The sequence below is a fragment of the Streptomyces pseudoechinosporeus genome (assembly GCF_054783935.1).
Window position 1 is genome coordinate 64,840 of sequence record NZ_BAAGPS010000078.1, and the last position, 17,905, is coordinate 82,744.

The following is a 17,905-nucleotide window of genomic DNA, read 5'->3' on the forward strand; positions in this document are numbered from 1 at the left end:
CCCACTCTCGGCTTCGCTCGAGCGGGGGGACCCCCATCGCGGCGGAGCCGCACATTGATACAGCCCCGCGCCCCTGAAGGGGCGCGATGGCTCACCGGACTTCGGCAAGTCCGCTCAGTAAGGGCTGTTACGAGCCTGATCTCGTACGAGGCTGAATGCGCCGGTTACTTCTGGCCCTGCACGTTCCCGGGTCCGCGGATCCCGAGGGCCCGGGTCGTCTCCGGGTTCAGCAGGAGCACCAGCGCCGCGACCGCGACGACGGCCAGGGCGATGCCGCCCGGGATGGCCAGACTGTCGGCCTGGAGGAGCGTCCAGGCCACCGGCAGCGCCATGATCTGCGTGATGATCGCGGGACCCCGGCTCCAGCTGCGCTGCCTGAGCAGACCGCGCGCGGCCAGCAGCGGCAGCAGCGCGAGCACGACCAGCGTGATCCCGCCCGTGACGGCCTGCTGCCGGTCGTCCGGGTCACCGGCCAGCCCCATCACCAGGATGTAGACACCCGCCGCGACCAGGGCGAGGCCCTCAAGGGCGGCCAGCGCCGCCGCGGCGGTCAGCCGTCCGGGGCGGGGGCCTGTCTCGGGGGCGTCCGGGCTGGGGGTCTGCGCAGAGCTCACCCCTGAAGCGTAGCCCCAGGGTGCTTTCCCCCGTCCGCCCGATCCCACCTCGGTATGGGCCGAGTACACCCAGGTAGGTACGCTGCATCGCATGCGTGCACTTCTCGTGGTCAATCCGGCAGCTACTACCACCAGCGCACGCACGCGTGACGTCTTGATCCACGCCCTGGCGAGCGAGATGAAACTCGAGGCGGTCACCACCGAGTACCGCGGGCACGCCAAGGACCTCGGCCGGCAGGCGGCGGAGAGCAAGGACATCGAGCTGGTCGTGGCCCTCGGCGGCGACGGCACGGTCAACGAGGTCGTGAACGGCCTGCTGCACCAGGGCCCCGCCCCCGACCGCCTGCCCCGCCTCGCCGTGGTCCCCGGCGGCTCCACCAACGTCTTCGCCCGCGCCCTGGGACTGCCCAACGAGCCCGTGGAGGCCACCGGCGCCCTGCTCGACGCGCTGCGCGAGGGCCGGGAACGCACGGTCGGCCTCGGTATCGCGGCCGGCACCGCGGGCACCGAGGACGAGGCGGTCCCGTCCCGCTGGTTCACCTTCTGCGCGGGCTTCGGCTTCGACGCGGGCGTCATAGGCCGGGTCGAGCAGCAGCGCGAGCGCGGCAAGCGCTCCACGCACGCTCTTTATCTGCGCCAGGCGGTACGCCAGTTCCTGGACGAGCCCCATCGCCGGCACGGCATGATCACCCTGGAGCGGGCCGGTGAGGACCCGGTGTCCGATCTGGTGATGTCCATCGTCTGTAACACCTCTCCGTGGACGTATCTCGGCAATCGCCCGGTGTATGCGTCACCTAAAGCCTCGTTCGAAACTGGCCTGGACGTACTGGGTCTCCGCCGGATGTCCACGCCGGCGGTCGCCCGATATGCCACGCAGTTGCTCACTTCGTCCCCCGAGAAGGGCCCCCATGGCAAGCACGCCCTCTCCCTGCACGACCTGACGGACTTCACCTTGCATTCGAAGGTGCCACTCCCCCTTCAGATGGACGGCGACCATCTGGGACTGCGTACGAGCGTGACGTTCACAGGCGTTCGCCGTGCACTGCGTGTGATTGTGTGAGCAGAAGGGGCTAAAGTCCTTTCACTCGAACGTTTAGGCCAGGATCCACCCCATGGAAGTACGGCTGTGACCTAGTCGACACCGAGGAATCAAAAAAAACTTTCCAGAAGGGGTTGTATCCGCCGCTGAGGTTTGCGAGTCTCTACGTGGCGCTCGGGGCGGCCCGCAGAATCGGCCCCACAGAGAGCCAGAACCCCTCCTCACATCAAGGACGACGCCAGTCCGTCTGGTAGTCGACCCTTCACTTGTTGAGGGATTCGTGAAAGCGTTCACATTCACAAGCAACCTGTATGTAATACCAAGGAGAGGTAGCAGCCATGGACTGGCGTCACAACGCCGTTTGCCGCGAGGAAGACCCCGAGCTCTTCTTCCCCATCGGCAACACCGGTCCTGCGCTGCTGCAGATCGAGGAAGCCAAGGCCGTCTGCCGCCGCTGCCCCGTCATGGAGCAGTGCCTGCAGTGGGCGCTCGAGTCCGGCCAGGACTCCGGCGTCTGGGGTGGTCTCAGCGAGGACGAGCGCCGCGCTATGAAGCGCCGCGCCGCCCGCAACCGGGCGCGTCAGGCCTCCGCCTGACAACCCACCCCGCAACAGCCTGAGCTTGGCGGCGCGTACGGCGAGTACGCTTCTCCCGCCCCCGAGCCGCAGCGCGCAGTACCCCGCCGATGCGCAAGCGCATAGCACACGAGCACTAGCCCCGGATCACTCAGTGATCCGGGGCTCATTGCTGTGTGTGACCACTGGTGTGACTTCTGCGTCCGCGTGCGTTACTTACGCACCCGCACCGGGATGTCCAGGATCACCCGCGTACCGCGCTCGGGTGCCGGAACCATGTCGAACGTACCGCCCAACTCGCCCTCCACCAGGGTCCGTACGATCTGCAGGCCGAGGTTGCCCGAGCGCTGCGGGTCGAAGCCCTGTGGGAGGCCGATGCCGTCGTCCTGGACGGTGACCAGGAGCCGGGTCTCCGCGGTGGTGCCGCCGCGGACCGCCGAGACCTCGACGGTGCCGCGGTCGCCCTCGCGGAAGCCATGCTCGAGCGCGTTCTGCAGAATTTCCGTGAGGACCATGGAGAGCGGGGTGGCGACCTCGGCGTCGAGGATGCCGAAGCGGCCGGTGCGCCGGCCCGTGACCTTGCCCGGCGAGATCTCGGCCACCATGGCGAGTACACGGTCGGCGATCTCGTCGAACTCGACGCGCTCGTCCAGGTTCTGAGAGAGCGTCTCATGCACGATCGCGATCGATCCGACGCGGCGTACGGCCTCTTCGAGGGCTTCGCGGCCCGTGTCGGAGTCGATACGGCGGGCCTGGAGCCGCAGCAGGGCCGCGACCGTCTGGAGGTTGTTCTTCACCCGGTGGTGGATCTCCCGGATGGTCGCGTCCTTCGTGATCAACTCGCGCTCGCGGCGCCGGAGTTCGGTGACATCCCGCAGGAGTACGAGTGAACCGACCCGCGTGCCCTTGGGTTTGAGCGGGATCGCGCGGAGCTGGATCACGCCGTCGTCGCTCTCGATCTCGAACTCACGGGGCGCCCAGCCGCTGGCGACCTTGGCCAGGGCCTCGTCCACCGGGCCGCGGGACGGGGCGAGTTCGGCGGTGGTCCTGCCGAGGTGGTGGCCGACGAGGTCGGAGGCGAGGCCCAGGCGGTGGTACGCGGACAGCGCGTTCGGCGACGCGTACTGGACGAGGCCGTCCGCGTCCAGCCGGATCAGGCCGTCGCCCACCCGGGGCGAGGCGTCCATGTCGACCTGCTGGTTCGGGAACGGGAAGGAACCCGCCGCGATCATCTGGGCGAGGTCGGACGCGCTCTGGAGATAGGTCAGTTCGAGCCGCGAGGGCGTGCGCACGGTGAGCAGGTTGGTGTTGCGGGCGATGACGCCCAGGACACGGCCCTCCCTGCTTACAGGGATGGACTCGACCCGTACGGGGACCTCCTCGCGCCACTCCGGGTCGCCCTCGCGCACGATCCGGCCCTCGTCCAGGGCGGCGTCCAGCATGGGGCGACGGCCGCGGGGGACGAGGTGGCCGACCATGTCGTCCTGGTACGAGGTGGGGCCGGTGTTGGGGCGCATCTGGGCGACCGAGACATAGCGGGTGCCGTCGCGCGTGGGGACCCACAGGACGAGGTCGGCGAAGGAGAGGTCGGAGAGGAGCTGCCACTCCGAGACCAGCAGGTGGAGCCACTCGAGATCGGAGTCACCGAGGGCGGTGTGCTGGCGGACGAGGTCGTTCATGGAGGGCACGAGTGCGAGCGTACCCGTCGTGTACGACAAGACCCGAAATCAGCCGGCCGCACGCCCCCGGAAACACCCGCGGGCCGCGGCGCCTGAGAGGGACCCTCAACCCTCCCGGCACCGCAGCCCGGAGCAGCAACGGCCGTGGGGTGTGCGGTCCCGGTCGGCCGAAGGATGAGGAGCCGGCGCAGTCAGGGCAGAGAGCCCCGGTTCCTCGGTCCGCCTTCCTGTGCGGGGAAGACGGAGGCTTGGTCGGTCAGACTGCTTGATCGTTCCGTTGCGCTTTCAAGCTTTGTCTCCGCAATTGTGGACTAGACCACTCCGCCCTGTCCATGCGTTGATGGATGTTTGTTGTTGTCTCTTTATCCAACAACCTCGCGCTCAGTATCCACCACGCACCCTAACCCCGGACGGTTCAGGAGCGGGAGCAGATTGCGGTTCTGCTAGATTGGTCTAAACCACAGATGTCGTTGAGTTCGTTGAGTCCCCTCCTTCAGAACGGCAGGCCCAGCGTGGAAGTTGTCATCGTTCCGGACGCCGCGGCAGGTGGCGAGCTCATCGCCGAGGCCATGGCGGCGCTGCTCCGGCGTAAGCCCGACGCCCTGCTCGGTGTGGCGACCGGCTCGACTCCGCTGCCCGTTTATGAGGCGTTGGCGGCGAAGGTGAGTGCCGGGACCGTGGATGTCTCGCGGGCCCGGATCGCACAGCTCGACGAGTACGTGGGGCTGCCGGCCGAGCATCCCGAGTCGTACCGTTCCGTACTGCGGCGTCAGGTGCTGGAGCCGCTGGGGCTGGCAGCCGGGGCGTTCATGGGCCCGGACGGGACGGCTTCGGATGTGCAGGCGGCGTGCGAGGCGTACGACAAGACGCTCGCGGAGGCCGGCGGGGTCGATCTCCAGTTGCTCGGCATAGGGACCGACGGGCACATCGGGTTCAACGAGCCCTGCTCGTCACTCGCCTCGCGTACGCGGATCAAGACGCTGACCGAGCAGACCAGGGTCGACAACGCCCGGTTTTTCGACGGGGACATCAAGCAGGTTCCGCATCACGTCATCACTCAGGGGATCGGGACGATTCTGGAGGCGCGGCATCTGGTGCTGCTCGCCACGGGTGAGGGCAAGGCGGATGCCGTCGCGGCGACGGTCGAGGGGCCCGTGGCCGCGGTGTGTCCCGCCTCGGCGCTCCAGCTGCATCCGCATGCCACGGTCGTCGTGGACGAGGCGGCGGCGTCCGAGCTGAAGCACGCCGACTACTTCCGGCACACGTACGCCAACAAGCCGGACTGGCAGGGTATTTAGGGTTCGCCTCCGAGCGTACGAAGGTGCCGGGTCCCTGGAGTGCAGGACCCGGCACCTCGCTTGTCGCTCGCCTCGCTCGGGGGAGCGTGGCCGTCGGCTCACGTCCCGGCGATGACCTCCGCCGCTGCCAGACCGCAGACACGGGCCGCCCCGTGCGTGGCGATGTGCAGCGCGCCCCGCGGCGGGGACTGGGGTACGCCCATCTCGACCACGATCGTGTCGGGTCGGGCGGCGAGGAGGGTGTCCAGGGCGTCGGCCATCCAGGCGTGGCGGTGGACGTCACGCACCACGGCGACGATCCGCCGGCCCTCCGCGGCCGCGAGCACCTCGGCCCCGGCCCGCTCCCCCGCGAAACGCCCCGTCTCCGTGCCCGGCAGCATCCGCCGAAGCTCGGCGGCGACTCCCCACGGCGTCTCATCACCGACGGCGATATTGGCGACGGGCGTGAAGGCGGCGACGTACGGCGCCTCGGCGAGCGGCACGAAGTGCTCCGCACGTGTCACGGTCAGCGCACGCCGCGCCGCGACCAGGCCCACGTCGACACGGGGCGCCTTCCCGGAGTGCCCGGCCGAAACGGCCTCCGGCACCGAAGCCGTCCAGGCCGCCAGCTCCCGTACTCGCCCCGCCGCGTCCGCCAGGCGTTCCTCCGGCAGTTCGCCCGCGCGTACCGCTGAGACCAGTGCGTCCCTGAGGCGCAGTACCGTCGCGTCGTCCGCGAGCCCTCCGCCCACGCAGATGGCGTCCGCGCCCGCGGCGATCGCGAGGACGCTGCCCCGTTCGATGCCGTATGTGGCGGAGATGGCCTGCATTTCCATGCCGTCGGTGACGATGAGGCCGTCGTAGCCCAATTCCTTGCGGAGCAGGCCCGTGAGGATGCGGTGGGAGAGGGTCGCGGGATGCGTCGGGTCCAGGGACGGGACCAGGATGTGGGCGCTCATCACCGCGCGTGCGCCCGCCTCGATGGCCGCGCGGAACGGGGTCAGCTCCCTGGAGTGCAGGACCGACAGCTCCGCGTCGATGCGTGGCAGCGCGTGGTGCGAGTCGACCGCGGTGTCGCCGTGGCCCGGGAAGTGCTTCGTGCAGGCCGCCACGCCCGCGGACTGAAGTCCCGATACGTACGCGGCCGTGTGCCGGGCCACCAGGGACGCGTCGGCGCCGAAGGAGCGTACGCCGATGACCGGGTTGCCGGGGTTGGAGTTGATGTCGGCGGAGGGGGCCCAGTTGAGGTTGACGCCACAGGCGGCCAGGCGGCGGCCGAGTTCGGCAGCGACCTCCCGGGTCAATGCGACGTCGTCCACCGCGCCCAGCGCGTGGTTGCCCGGGAACGACGATCCCGTACGCACCTCCAGGCGCGTGACGTCGCCGCCCTCCTCGTCGATGGCGACCAGGACGTCGTCGCGCTCGGCGCGCAACTGGGCGGTCAGGACGGAGAGTTGCGCGGGCGAGGCGATGTTCCGGCCGAAGAGGCCGACCGAGGCCAGGCCCTCTCCCAGCCGCCGCAGCAGCCAGGAGGGAGCCGAGGTCCCGGTGAAGCCGGGCTGCAGGACGGCGAGGGCATCGCGGGTCAGGGTGGAGGTTCCATCGGTGAGTGTCGTCATCGGTGGCGTTATCCCTTCACGGCGCCGGAGGTGAGGCCCGAGGCCATCTTCTTCTGAACGAGCATGAAGAAGACGACAACCGGGAGGGCGATGAGTGTCGAGGCGGCCATCAGCGCGCCGTAGTCGACGCCTCGGGACGTGGTGAAGTTCATCAGCCACACGTTCAGGGTGTACTTGTCGTTGTCCTGGAGCACCACGTAGGCGAGCAGGTACTCGTTCCACGCGTTGATGAGCGAGAAGATCGAGGCCGCGGCGAGGCCCGGAGCGAGCAGGGGGAAGATGACGCGCCAGAAGGCGCCCATCCGGCTACAGCCGTCGACCATCGCCGACTCCTCCAGTTCCTTGGGGATGTTGATCACGAAGCCGCGGATCATCCAGGTGGCGAAGGGCAGCGCGGAGACCAGGTAGATGACGATGACGCCCCAGTACTCGTTGAGCGCGCCCAGGCCGTTGAGCTGGATGTAGATGGGGATGAGCATCGCGGTCGGCGGCAGCAGCTGGATCACCAGAAGGGTGATCATGAACGCCTTGCGGCCGGTGAAGTGGAACCGTCCGATCGCGAAGGCGGCGATCGTCGACAGCACCATCGCCCCGACCACGGCGGTGACGCAGATGATCAGGCTCGACTGGATCGCCGAGCCGAAGTTCGGAGCGTCGATCGCCCGCTTGAAGTTGTCGAAGGAGACCGAGGACGGCCACAGCGTCTGGTCGTAGCTGCGGATCTCGTGGTTGGGCCGCAGCGCGCTGACCACCAGCCAGTAGACCGGGAAGGCCATCACGATCAGGGCGACGAGGCCGACGAGGTTGTAGACGTGCCGGCTCTTCTTCTTGCGGTCCGGACGCGATGCGGGGCGGGACCCTGGGCGGGCGGGCGATCCCGGGCGGGCAAGCCGCCCTGGGCGCGTGGACGTCGTGGCGCTCACTCGACCTCTCCGATCTTGAGCAGTTGGCGCAGGTAGTACACGGCCACACCGGAGAGCAGCAGCACCGTGATGAGCGAGATGGCCGCGCCCTGGCTGAAGGAGTTGGACTCGAAGGCTTTCTCGAACGAGTAGATGCCCAGGAGGCTGTACTCGGGTTCCGGTTCGTTGCCGCGCATCAGGAAGACCTGGCCGAAGACGTTGAAGTCCCAGATCACCGAGAGCGTGGCGACCATCTGGAAAACCGGCTTGATGACGGGCCAGGTGACGTAGCGGAACACGCCGAACGCGCCCGCGCCGTCCAGCGCCGCCGCCTCCTCCAGTTCCCTGGGTACCTGGGTGAGGGCGGCGTAGAGGGTGATGGTGACGAACGGGATGGCGCCCCAGATGACGACGGCGGCGATGATCAGGAAGCCCTGCTTGGGGTCGAGCCACCAGTTGTGGCCGCGGAAGTCCAGCCCCAGATACTTCGTCAGCGCCATGTTCACGACGCCGTAGTCGGAGTCGGCGAACCAGCGGAAGATCGACGTCGCCACGAGCAGCGGCATGGCCCAGGCGGCGACCAGCGCCGCGGTCAGGGCCAGCCGGATCCATGTGCTCATGCGCTGCATGGCCTGGGCGAGGAGCAGCCCGACGCCCATGGTGGCGACGACGCAGGCGACCATGAACAGCACCGTGCGCCACACGACGTCCCAGAACTCGCCGTCGCCGAGGATGTTGGTGAACTGCTCGAAGCCGACCCACTCGGCAGCCTGGCCCGTCCAGAGCTCCCGGCGGCCCACGTCCTGGAAGGACATGATCACCGTCTTGACGAGCGGCCAGACGAACACCGCGGCGATCGCCACGACGGTCGGGGCTATCAGGGCGTACGGCAGATAGGCGCCCACTCGCCTCCTCGGCGCTCTCCCGGCCGCCGCCCGCGGGGTGTCGTGGTGCGCGGGCGGCGGCGGGACGGACACCGGAGGGGCGGGTGCTTTCGTTTCGGCGGCACTCACTGTGCTGGCCTTCCGTTCGAACCGGTAACCGGGGTGCGGGGACAGCGGGCCCAGGGGGTTGGCCCGCCGTCCCCGACGGATCAAGGCGTCAGGAGGCCTCGTTGATCAGCTCGTCGATCTCCGCGTCGGCGGCCTTGGTGGCCTCCTCGACCGACGTGCCCTTGAGGATGTCGAGCAGCATCAGCTCGAGCGTTTCCTTCTTCTCGACCGCGGCCCAGCCCGGCGCGATGGGCGTGAACCAGGCGTCCGGCACAGCGTTCGCGATCGGAGCCGTCTCCGGCTTCGTCTTCAGCGGCTCCAGCTGCTTGGTGTTGTTCGGCAGGATGTCCTTCTCGGCGAGCGCGGCCTCCGACTTCTCGCTGGTGAAGATCGAGATCCAGTCCTGTGCGAGGTCCTGGTTCTCGGACTTGGAGACGGTGGCCAGGTCGGAGCCGCCGATGAAGCTGGGCAGCGCCTTGCCGTTCGGGCCGGGCATGCCGGCGGTGACGATCTTGTCCTTCAGCTTGGGGTTACCGTTGGCCGCCGGGTCGATGACGCTGCCGGACTCCCAGCCGTTGCCGTAGATCAGGGCCGTCTTCTGGTTGGCCATGACGTTGGCGTGGTCCTGCTCGTCCTTGGTCTGGTCGCCGTTGTTGTACTTCTTGACCAGGTCGACGTAGTGCTGGATGCCCTGCTGCGCCTCGGGCGAGGAGAGCGTGGCCTTCCACTTCTTGCTGCCCTCGTCGTACTCGGCGATCTGGCCGCCGTAGGCGGCGACGTACGACATGGCGGCGTACCAGTAGCGTCCCGGCAGGTAGAGCGGGGAGAACGCCTTGTCCTTCTTGCCGTACTCGGCCTCGATCTGCCCGAGCGCCTCGGTCAGATCGGCCTCGGTCTCGGGGATGGTGTCCTTGCCGGTGGCGGCCTTGAACATGTCCTTGTTGTAGATGGCCACACGCGCACCGGCGTAGTAGGGCACGCAGTACATCTTGCCCTCGTAGGAGCAGGTGTCCTTCAGGCCGTCGATCCAGGTGTCGGAGTTGTCGTACTTCTTCTCGTCGATCTCGCCGAGGGCCCCGTTGAGGATGTACGTCATGGTCTCGGTGTTGCCGAGCTCGACCACGTCGGGGAACTTGTCGCCGGACAGGGCGGCGTCGAGCTTCTTGGTCTTGTCGCCCCACTGCTGGTACTGGACGTTGACCTTGACGCCCGGGTACTTCTCGCTGAACTCGGCATTGGCCTGCTTGACCAGCTCCGGCCAGCTCGTCTGAGCGTCCACCATCAGCCAGACCGTCAACTCGCCCTTGCGGTCCTTGGGATCCTCGGCTGCCTCGCTGCCGCCGCCTCCGCACGCCGCGATGGAGACCATCATGCCCGCGACACCGACGGCCGCGATGAGCTTGCGCTTCATGTCACCCCTCCTCGCCTGGCCACCAGTGGTGTAGACCAGTAGCGGAAGATTGGCCTAGACCTAGGAGGGTGTCAATGGAGAGCAGGGCCGTCCGGACGTCCGTTATGAGAACTACATATTCAAGAACCTTTAAGCAGGAAAGTGGCAAAAAGAGCAGGTGAGTTCACTGGAACCGGGTGGACCACTTCAAGGTGGTGGACTAGACCAGAGGGAACAGCGAAAGATATACAGGGGAGATCACGGAGCGTACGAGGGACACTCGCACGACAGGCCGTGCCACGATGTGAGCCGTGCCGACGCGCACGTCGGCCGCATCGGCACCAGGAGCCGGGAAGGCAGAGCATGAGCACCGACGTCAGCAGTGCGGAGAACGAGGGTGGGTCCCCCATCCGTACCGCGCGTGTGCCCAAGTACTACCGCCTCAAGAAGCACCTGCTCGACATGACGGAGACGCTGCCGCCCGGAACGTCCGTACCCCCCGAGCGCACCCTGGCCGCCGAGTTCGACACCTCGCGCACCACCGTCCGCCAGGCCCTCCAGGAACTCGTCGTCGAGGGGCGGCTCGAACGCATCCAGGGCAAGGGCACCTTCGTCGCCAAGCCGAAGGTCTCGCAGGCGCTCCAACTCACCTCGTACACCGAGGACATGAGGGCCCAGGGCCTTGAACCCACCTCGCAGCTCCTGGACATCGGCTACATCACGGCAGACGACACCCTTGCCGAGCTCCTCGACATCTCGGCGGGCGGCCGTGTGCTGCGCATCGAGCGGCTGCGCATGGCCAATGGCGAGCCGATGGCGATCGAGACGACGCATCTGTCCGCGAAGCGCTTCCCCGCGCTGCGCAGGTCCCTCGTCAAGTACACGTCTCTGTATACGGCGTTGGCCGAGGTGTACGACGTCCGTCTCGCCGAGGCCGAGGAGACCATCGAGACCTCCCTGGCCACCCCGCGCGAGGCCGGCCTGCTCGGCACGGACGTGGGCCTGCCCATGCTGATGCTGTCGCGGCACTCGCTGGACAAGGACGGGCAGCCGGTGGAGTGGGTGCGGTCGGTGTACCGGGGGGATCGGTACAAGTTCGTGGCGCGGCTGAAGCGGCCTCAGGAGTAGGTCCCTCAAAGTCCCTGTGGGGCACGCCAGTTCGTATAGCGCAAAACTACTGGTGCACGCGGTGTGGCGCTGTCCCCTCACCTGCTTTACGGTCCTCCCCGTCATCGCATGGACGGGAGGACGACCCGGTGCGCACTGCGAACACTCGATCCATCGTCATCTGGACCCTCGTCGCGCTGGTGGGCGCGGCGGGCTGGGCCGTACTGGCACTCTCGCGCGGCGAGGAGGTGTCGGCCGCCTGGATGGTGGCGGCGGCTCTCGGCTCGTACGCCATCGCCTATCGCTTCTACGCGAAGTTCATCGCGAACAAGGTCCTCAAGGTCGACAAGACCCGGGCCACGCCCGCCGAGCGGCTCAACAACGGCATCGACTTCCATCCGACCGACCGGCGCGTGCTGCTCGGCCACCACTTCGCGGCGATCGCGGGCGCGGGACCGCTGGTGGGGCCCGTACTGGCCGCGCAGATGGGGTACTTGCCGGGCACCATCTGGATCATCGCCGGCGTGATCTTCGCGGGCGCCGTACAGGACATGGTGGTGCTGTTCTTCTCGACGCGCCGCGACGGCAGGTCGCTCGGGCAGATGGCGCGCGAGGAGATCGGGCCGTTCGGCGGGGCCGCGGCCCTGCTCGCCGCCTTCGCCATCATGATCATCCTGCTCGGTGTGCTGGCGCTGGTCATCGTCAACGCCCTCGCCGAGTCGCCCTGGGGCACCTTCTCCATCGCGATGACGATCCCGATCGCCCTACTGATGGGCTTCTACCTGCGGGTCCTGAGGCCAGGACGGGTCACCGAGGTCTCGCTGATCGGCATCGCGCTGCTGCTGCTCGCGCTGGTCTCCGGGCGGTGGGTCGCGGAGTCGTCGTGGGCCGACACCTTCACGCTGGCGCCCTCGACGCTGGTGATCTGGCTGGTGGCGTACGGCTTCATCGCCTCGATCCTGCCCGTGTGGATGCTGCTGGCGCCGCGCGACTACCTCTCCACGTTCATGAAGATCGGCACCATCTTCCTGCTCGCGCTCGGCGTCGTGATCGCCCTGCCGACGCTGAAGATGGACGCGGTCACGGACTTCGCCTCCCGCGGTGACGGCCCGGTCTTCGCGGGCTCGCTCTTCCCGTTCGTCTTCATCACCATCGCCTGCGGGGCGCTGTCCGGCTTCCATTCACTGATCTCGTCCGGTACGACGCCGAAGATGATCCAGAAGGAGACGCAGGTCCGGATGATCGGGTACGGCTCCATGCTCATGGAGTCGTCGGTCGCGGTCATGGCGCTGATCGCGGCGTCGATCATCGACCCTGGCCTGTACTTCGCGATGAACGCGCCGGCGGGCGTCATCGGCGACACGGTCCAGAACGCCTCGCAGGTGGTGGGGAGTTGGGGCTACCAGATATCCTCCGCGGACCTGGCGGCGGCGGCACAGAAGGTCGAGGAGGCGTCCCTGCTGTCGCGGACCGGCGGCGCTCCCACGCTCGCGATCGGCATCTCGGACATCTTCTCCCAGATCACCGGGGACAGTCTGCGCGCGTTCTGGTACCACTTCGCGATCATGTTCGAGGCACTGTTCATCCTGACCGCGCTCGACGCGGGCACCCGCGTGGGCCGCTTCATGCTCCAGGACACGCTGGGAAACATCTACAAGCCCTTCAAGAACGTGAGCTGGAAGCCCGGGCTCGTCATCACCAGCGCCATCGTCTGCGCTCTGTGGGGCTACTTCCTGTGGGTGGGCGTCCATGAACCGCTCGGCGGCATCAACCAGCTGTTCCCGATCTTCGGCATCTCCAACCAGCTGCTCGCGGCGGTCGCACTGGCCGTCTGTACGACGCTGCTGGTGAAGTCCGGGCGCCTCAAGTGGGCCTGGGTCACCGGGATTCCGCTCGCCTGGGACGCCACGGTGACGCTGACGGCAAGCTGGCAGAAGGTGTTCTCCAGCGATCCCCGCGTCGGCTTCTTCAAGCAGCGCTCGGTGTACCAGGACGCCATCGACCGGGGTGAGGTGCTCGCGCCCGCCCAGAACATGGACGACATGCGTACCGTCGTCACCAACTCCACGGTGGACGGCGTCCTTTCGGCGGTCCTCGCACTGCTCATCGTGGTCGTGATCGTGGACGCGGCCAGGGTATGCGTCAGGCATGTACGCCGCCCCGCGCTGTCCACGCTCAGCGAGGCACCGTACGTGGAGTCGAAGATCGTCGCCCCGGCCGGGCTGATCCCGACCCGGCAGGAGAAGGAGGAGGAGCGCGATGCTGTCGGGGCTGCTCCGGGTTCTTAGGTCCGTGCGGTGGTACGTACGCGAGTTGACCGACGAGTCCGCGTACGACCGTTACGTCACCCATGTCCGTACGGCACATCCGGACGCGCTCGTACCGTCCCGCCGCGAGTTCGAGCGGGAGCGTACGGAGCGTCAGGAGTCGGATTCCCGGCAGGGGTTCCGCTGCTGCTGATCACACACGGTCGCCACGGAATGCGCACATTTACTTCCGTATTCCGGACGGGGGTTCCATAAGGCGGAACTGTCCCTTAGATTTCCTGCGCGTTGCAACAGGTGATCAGTGAGGGGACGGAGTCGCCGTATGTCAGAAACATCCGAGGCGCCAAGAGCGTCTGAAGTGAAACCACCGGTGGTGACGCCGGTCCGCGTGGTGATCGCCCTCTGCCTGTTCGCGCCGTTCGTGGCGATGCTCTGGGTGGGCTCCTACGCGAAGGTCGACCCGGCCTTCATCGGCATCCCGTTCTTCTACTGGTACCAGATGCTGTGGGTGCTCATCTCCACGGCGCTCACGATGATCGCGTACCAGCTGTGGCAGCGTGACCAGCGCGCCCGCAAGGCCGACCGGTCCCAGGACTCCCAGGGCGGGGGTGCGTCGGCATGAACGACGGCGTGAACGGCGTCGCACTCGCCGTCTTCATCTTCTTCTTCCTGGCCGTCACGGTCATGGGCTTCCTGGCCTCGCGCTGGCGCAGAGCCGAGAACGAGAACAGCCTCGACGAATGGGGCCTGGGCGGGCGGTCGTTCGGCACCTGGGTCACCTGGTTCCTGCTCGGCGGCGACCTCTACACGGCGTACACCTTCGTGGCGGTCCCGGCGGCGATCTACGCGGCGGGCGCGGCCGGCTTCTTCGCCGTGCCCTACACGATCCTCATCTACCCCCTGATCTTCACCTTCCTGCCGCGGCTCTGGTCGGTGTCGCACAAGCACGGCTACGTGACGACCTCGGACTTCGTACGCGGACGGTTCGGCTCGAAGAGCCTGTCGCTGGCGGTGGCCGTGACCGGCATCCTCGCCACGATGCCGTACATCGCGCTCCAACTGGTCGGCATCCAGGCGGTCCTTGACGTGATGGGCGTCGGCGGCGGCGAGAACACGAACTGGTTCATCAAGGACCTGCCGCTGCTCATCGCCTTCGGCGTGCTGGCCGCGTACACGTACTCGTCGGGACTTCGCGCCCCCGCGCTGATCGCGTTCGTGAAGGACACCCTGATCTACATCGTGATCGCGGTGGCCATCATCTACATCCCGATCAAGCTGGGCGGGTTCGACGAGATCTTCGCCGCGGCGGACAAGAAGTACACGGAGGCCGGCGCGGGCGGACTGATCCCGGCTCCGGCGGGCCAATGGACGTACGCCACCCTGGCATTCGGCTCGGCGCTGGCGCTCTTCATGTACCCCCACTCGATCACGGCGACGCTGTCCTCGCGCAGCCGCGAGGTGATCCGCCGCAACACGACGATCCTGCCGCTGTACTCCCTCATGCTCGGCATGCTGGCGCTGCTCGGCTTCATGGCCATCGCGGCCGGAGTCACCGTCGACAACGGCCAGTTGGCGATCCCGCAGCTGTTCGAGAACATGTTCCCCGACTGGTTCGCGGGCGTGGCCTTCGCGGCGATCGGCATCGGTGCCCTCGTCCCCGCGGCCATCATGTCCATCGCGGCGGCGAACCTCTTCACCCGCAACATCTACAAGGACTTCATCAAGCCCGATGCGACTCCGGCCCAGGAGACCAAGGTCTCCAAGCTGGTCTCGCTGCTGGTGAAGGTGGGCGCGCTGGCCTTCGTCCTGACCATGGACAAGACGGTCGCGATCAACTTCCAGCTCCTGGGCGGCATCTGGATCCTGCAGACCTTCCCGGCCCTGGTCGGCGGCCTGTTCACCCGATGGTTCCACCGCTGGGCACTGCTCGCGGGCTGGGCGGTCGGCATGGTGTACGGGACGGTGGCCGCGTACGGGGTCGCCTCGCCGACCCAGAAGCACTTCGGCGGCTCCAACGCGGAGATTCCGGGGCTCGGGGAGATGGGCTACATCGGTCTGACGGCGTTCGTGCTGAACGTGGTGGTGACGGTGGTGCTGACCTTCGTGCTGAAGGCGGCGAAGGCGCCGGACGGCATCGACGAGACGTCTCCGGGGGACTACACGGCGGACGCGGGGGATGAGGGAGTGCAGGTGGAGCTGCCTCCGGCTACGGCTGGGGCCGGGCACTAGGCGCCGGGGCCGCCAGGGGGAGTTCGCCACCCCCTGGCGGCCCAGCTGGTCACGGCTACGCTGGCCGCTGTGACCCTTCGCTCACCGATCGTCCTCGACAGTGACCCCGGCATCGACGACGCCCTGGCTCTGCAGTACCTGCTCGGTACAGGGCTGTGGGACCTGAAGGCCTACACCTCCGTGGGCGGCAACCTCCCCGCCGAGCAGACCTACCTCAACGCCCGGGCCCTGGCCCGAGCAATGCGCATCGACGCCGACATACCGGTCCACCGGGGCGCGGGCCGCCCCCTGACCCGCCTCCCGTACACGTCCGCGTCCGCCTTCCACGGCAAGGCGGGCCTCGGCAACGAGACACTGCCCGACTCCACGGCCGCCCACCTGCCGGAATCCTCCGCGCAGGCCCTGCTCCGGCTCTCCCGCGAGTACGAGGGAGAGCTCACCGTGTGCGCCACGGGCCCGCTCACCAACGTGGCGATCGCGCTCCTGGAGGACCCGGCGTTCGCCCACCGCGTCAAGAAGTTCGTGTTCATGGGCGGTGCCGCGCAGGTGCCCGGGAACATCACGCCGGTCGCCGAGTTCAACATCTGGGCCGACCCGGACGCCGCCGAGGTGGTCGTCTCCTCCGGGATCCCGTTCACGATGGTCGACTTGGACGCCTCGCACCGCTGCCTGCTCGGTTCCGCCGACCTGGCCGTCCTGGAGGCGGCGGGCACGGGCACGGCGCTCGCCGTCCGGCTGCTACGGGTGTACATGGACGCGTACCGCCGCCACGGCGGGGGCGACGCCTGCCCGTTGCACGATCCGCTCGCGGTGGGGGTGTGCGCGGACGAGTCGTTCATCACCGCCGCGGAGGGCGCCGTCATCGTCGAGTCCGCGAGCGAACTGACCCGCGGCAAGACCGTGTTCATCCCCTCGTCCGCACAGCGCGTCTACTACGCCGACTCCCCTGTCCTCACGGCCCGTACGGCCCTCACGGGCCGCGTGGCCCTGGGGCCGGGGCCTCGCGACTTCGTGAAGGACTTCGTGGCGACGGTGCCGCAGTGGCCGGGGGTGGGCTGAGATCCCCGTACTGAGATCCAGTACGGGGGAAAACCACAGGCCGTTGTCGTACCCCTGATGCACACTGCACCACATGGACATCTTGAACCCTCCCCCAGCTGAAGCAGGGGGATTTCTGGCTCAGGAAGCCCCACAGACCAGCGGCCTGAAAGGTCTTACTCCCTCAACACCAGCCGGGACGGAACCTGCCCGGTTTGTTGAGCAAAGCTCGGCAGTGCCGTCTTGGTTCTCGATCGGCACGGTGTGCGCGCTTGGCTCTCGCAACGCACGACAGGCAGGCTACCCGATCGCGTGGCGGTCTTTCGCCCTGGAGGCGAAACCCCGTCCCCTGCCCTACTCCGCAGGAGTTCGATTCCTCCCCCGCCTGAAGGCGGGGCATCCTCGAAGGAGACCAGGTGATCAGGCGGGCAACCCCGGAGGAGTACGAGACCCTCGGCGAGATCACCGCACAGGCCTATCTCGGGGACGGCCTGCTCGACTTCGGAGAGAGCGACGAGTACCTGGGCGAGCTGCGGGACGTCGCCAAGCGGGCCGCCGCGGCCGAGGTGCTGGTCGCCGTCGAGCACGACCGCGTGCTGGGCGGCGTGACCTTCGTACCGTCCGGCGGACCGATGGCCGACATCGCGGAACCCGGTGAGGCCGAGATACGGATGCTCGCCGTCGCCCCGGAGGCCCGTGGCCGGGGTGTCGGAGAGGCGCTCGTACGCGCCTGCGTCGACCGCGCACGGCCCACCGAAGGCTGCGTACGCATCGTCCTGTCGACCCAGCGCACCATGCACTCAGCCCACCGCATCTACGAACGCGTTGGCTTCACCCGCACTCCGGAACGCGACTGGAACCCGATCCCGCACCTCGACGACATCACTCTGCTCACCTATGAGCTGACACTCTGACACCCTCCAAAGCCGACGCTCGACACAACATGTGGTGTGCGCTTCCCAAGCCCAACACAAGATGTATGCTCATGCTCGCTGTCGCCGCAGGGGAATCCGGTGCGAATCCGGAACTGTCCCGCAACGGTGTACTTGTGCATGTCTGTCCCTGGGATGGGCCGTGCGCGAGCGTCAGTCCGAGGACCTGCCGACAGCGTGCCCAGGCCAATCCGGTCCGGGCGACCATGACGTCCGGGCCTCGCGGAGTGGGCCGGTGGACGCGG

The 17,905-nt window shown here is 67.8% G+C and carries 16 protein-coding genes and 1 riboswitch; of the genes, 10 read left to right on the forward strand and 6 right to left on the reverse strand.

Annotated elements, in window-relative coordinates; all coding sequences use genetic code 11:
- Positions 1-164 precede the first annotated feature (164 nt).
- The gene (locus ACYVO6_RS43325) at positions 165-614 is read right to left on the reverse strand and encodes a hypothetical protein (protein WP_461071412.1); all 450 of its coding nucleotides are present in this window, start codon (positions 612-614) and stop codon (positions 165-167) included.
- Positions 615-705: 91 nt separating this feature from the next.
- Between ACYVO6_RS43325 and ACYVO6_RS43330 the strand changes: the two genes are divergently transcribed.
- Both ACYVO6_RS43330 and ACYVO6_RS43335 read left to right on the forward strand, forming a co-directional pair.
- Positions 706-1,674, forward strand: a complete 969-nt coding sequence (locus ACYVO6_RS43330) for a diacylglycerol/lipid kinase family protein (RefSeq protein ID WP_461071414.1) — start codon at positions 706-708, stop codon at positions 1,672-1,674.
- 317 nt (positions 1,675-1,991) lie between these two features.
- Positions 1,992-2,249 (forward strand): WhiB family transcriptional regulator, encoded by a 258-nt coding sequence (locus tag ACYVO6_RS43335; protein WP_016639615.1) that lies wholly within the window; start codon positions 1,992-1,994, stop codon positions 2,247-2,249.
- A 191-nt stretch (positions 2,250-2,440) separates the two neighbouring features.
- On the opposite strand, the gene ACYVO6_RS43340 is transcribed toward ACYVO6_RS43335, so the two are convergent.
- Positions 2,441-3,907 (reverse strand): sensor histidine kinase, encoded by a 1,467-nt coding sequence (locus ACYVO6_RS43340; protein WP_461071525.1) that lies wholly within the window; start codon positions 3,905-3,907, stop codon positions 2,441-2,443.
- A 512-nt stretch (positions 3,908-4,419) separates the two neighbouring features.
- Between ACYVO6_RS43340 and nagB the strand changes: the two genes are divergently transcribed.
- Positions 4,420-5,205, forward strand: coding sequence for a glucosamine-6-phosphate deaminase (gene nagB / locus ACYVO6_RS43345; protein ID WP_461071416.1), 786 nt, complete (start codon positions 4,420-4,422; stop codon positions 5,203-5,205).
- 98 nt (positions 5,206-5,303) lie between these two features.
- On the opposite strand, the gene ACYVO6_RS43350 is transcribed toward nagB, so the two are convergent.
- The 4 genes from ACYVO6_RS43350 to ACYVO6_RS43365 form a co-directional block, all read right to left on the reverse strand.
- Positions 5,304-6,803, reverse strand: a complete 1,500-nt coding sequence (locus ACYVO6_RS43350; protein WP_461071418.1) for a glycoside hydrolase family 3 protein — start codon at positions 6,801-6,803, stop codon at positions 5,304-5,306.
- A gap of 8 nt (positions 6,804-6,811) precedes the next feature.
- Entirely contained in the window at positions 6,812-7,726 is a 915-nt protein-coding gene (locus ACYVO6_RS43355; protein ID WP_461071420.1) for a carbohydrate ABC transporter permease, read from the reverse strand.
- Complete coding sequence (locus ACYVO6_RS43360; protein ID WP_461071422.1) at positions 7,723-8,718, reverse strand: carbohydrate ABC transporter permease; 996 nt, start codon at positions 8,716-8,718, stop codon at positions 7,723-7,725. The genes ACYVO6_RS43355 and ACYVO6_RS43360 overlap by 4 nt, the downstream gene beginning before the upstream one ends.
- An 88-nt stretch (positions 8,719-8,806) precedes the next feature.
- Positions 8,807-10,108, reverse strand: coding sequence for a sugar ABC transporter substrate-binding protein (locus tag ACYVO6_RS43365; RefSeq protein ID WP_461071424.1), 1,302 nt, complete (start codon positions 10,106-10,108; stop codon positions 8,807-8,809).
- A gap of 342 nt (positions 10,109-10,450) precedes the next feature.
- Here ACYVO6_RS43365 and ACYVO6_RS43370 point away from each other — a divergent pair, with 342 nt between their 5' ends.
- The 7 genes from ACYVO6_RS43370 (at position 10,451) to ACYVO6_RS43400 (ending at position 17,642) form a co-directional block, all read left to right on the forward strand.
- Positions 10,451-11,215, forward strand: a complete 765-nt coding sequence (locus ACYVO6_RS43370; RefSeq protein WP_461071426.1) for a GntR family transcriptional regulator — start codon at positions 10,451-10,453, stop codon at positions 11,213-11,215.
- A 128-nt stretch (positions 11,216-11,343) separates the two neighbouring features.
- Complete coding sequence (locus ACYVO6_RS43375; protein WP_461071428.1) at positions 11,344-13,482, forward strand: carbon starvation CstA family protein; 2,139 nt, start codon at positions 11,344-11,346, stop codon at positions 13,480-13,482.
- The gene (locus ACYVO6_RS43380; protein WP_461071430.1) at positions 13,454-13,654 is read left to right on the forward strand and encodes a CstA-like transporter-associated (seleno)protein; all 201 of its coding nucleotides are present in this window, start codon (positions 13,454-13,456) and stop codon (positions 13,652-13,654) included. The genes ACYVO6_RS43375 and ACYVO6_RS43380 overlap by 29 nt, the downstream gene beginning before the upstream one ends.
- Before the next feature lie 129 nt (positions 13,655-13,783).
- Positions 13,784-14,083, forward strand: a complete 300-nt coding sequence (locus ACYVO6_RS43385; protein WP_461071432.1) for a DUF3311 domain-containing protein — start codon at positions 13,784-13,786, stop codon at positions 14,081-14,083.
- Complete coding sequence (gene mctP / locus ACYVO6_RS43390; protein WP_461071434.1) at positions 14,080-15,690, forward strand: monocarboxylate uptake permease MctP; 1,611 nt, start codon at positions 14,080-14,082, stop codon at positions 15,688-15,690. Before ACYVO6_RS43385 ends, mctP begins: the two co-directional genes overlap by 4 nt.
- Before the next feature lie 69 nt (positions 15,691-15,759).
- Entirely contained in the window at positions 15,760-16,749 is a 990-nt protein-coding gene (locus tag ACYVO6_RS43395) for a nucleoside hydrolase (RefSeq protein WP_461071436.1), read from the forward strand.
- 395 nt (positions 16,750-17,144) lie between these two features.
- Entirely contained in the window at positions 17,145-17,642 is a 498-nt protein-coding gene (locus ACYVO6_RS43400) for a GNAT family N-acetyltransferase (RefSeq protein WP_461071438.1), read from the forward strand.
- Positions 17,643-17,707: 65 nt separating this feature from the next.
- Positions 17,708-17,848: riboswitch (cobalamin riboswitch) on the forward strand.
- Positions 17,849-17,905 lie beyond the last annotated feature (57 nt).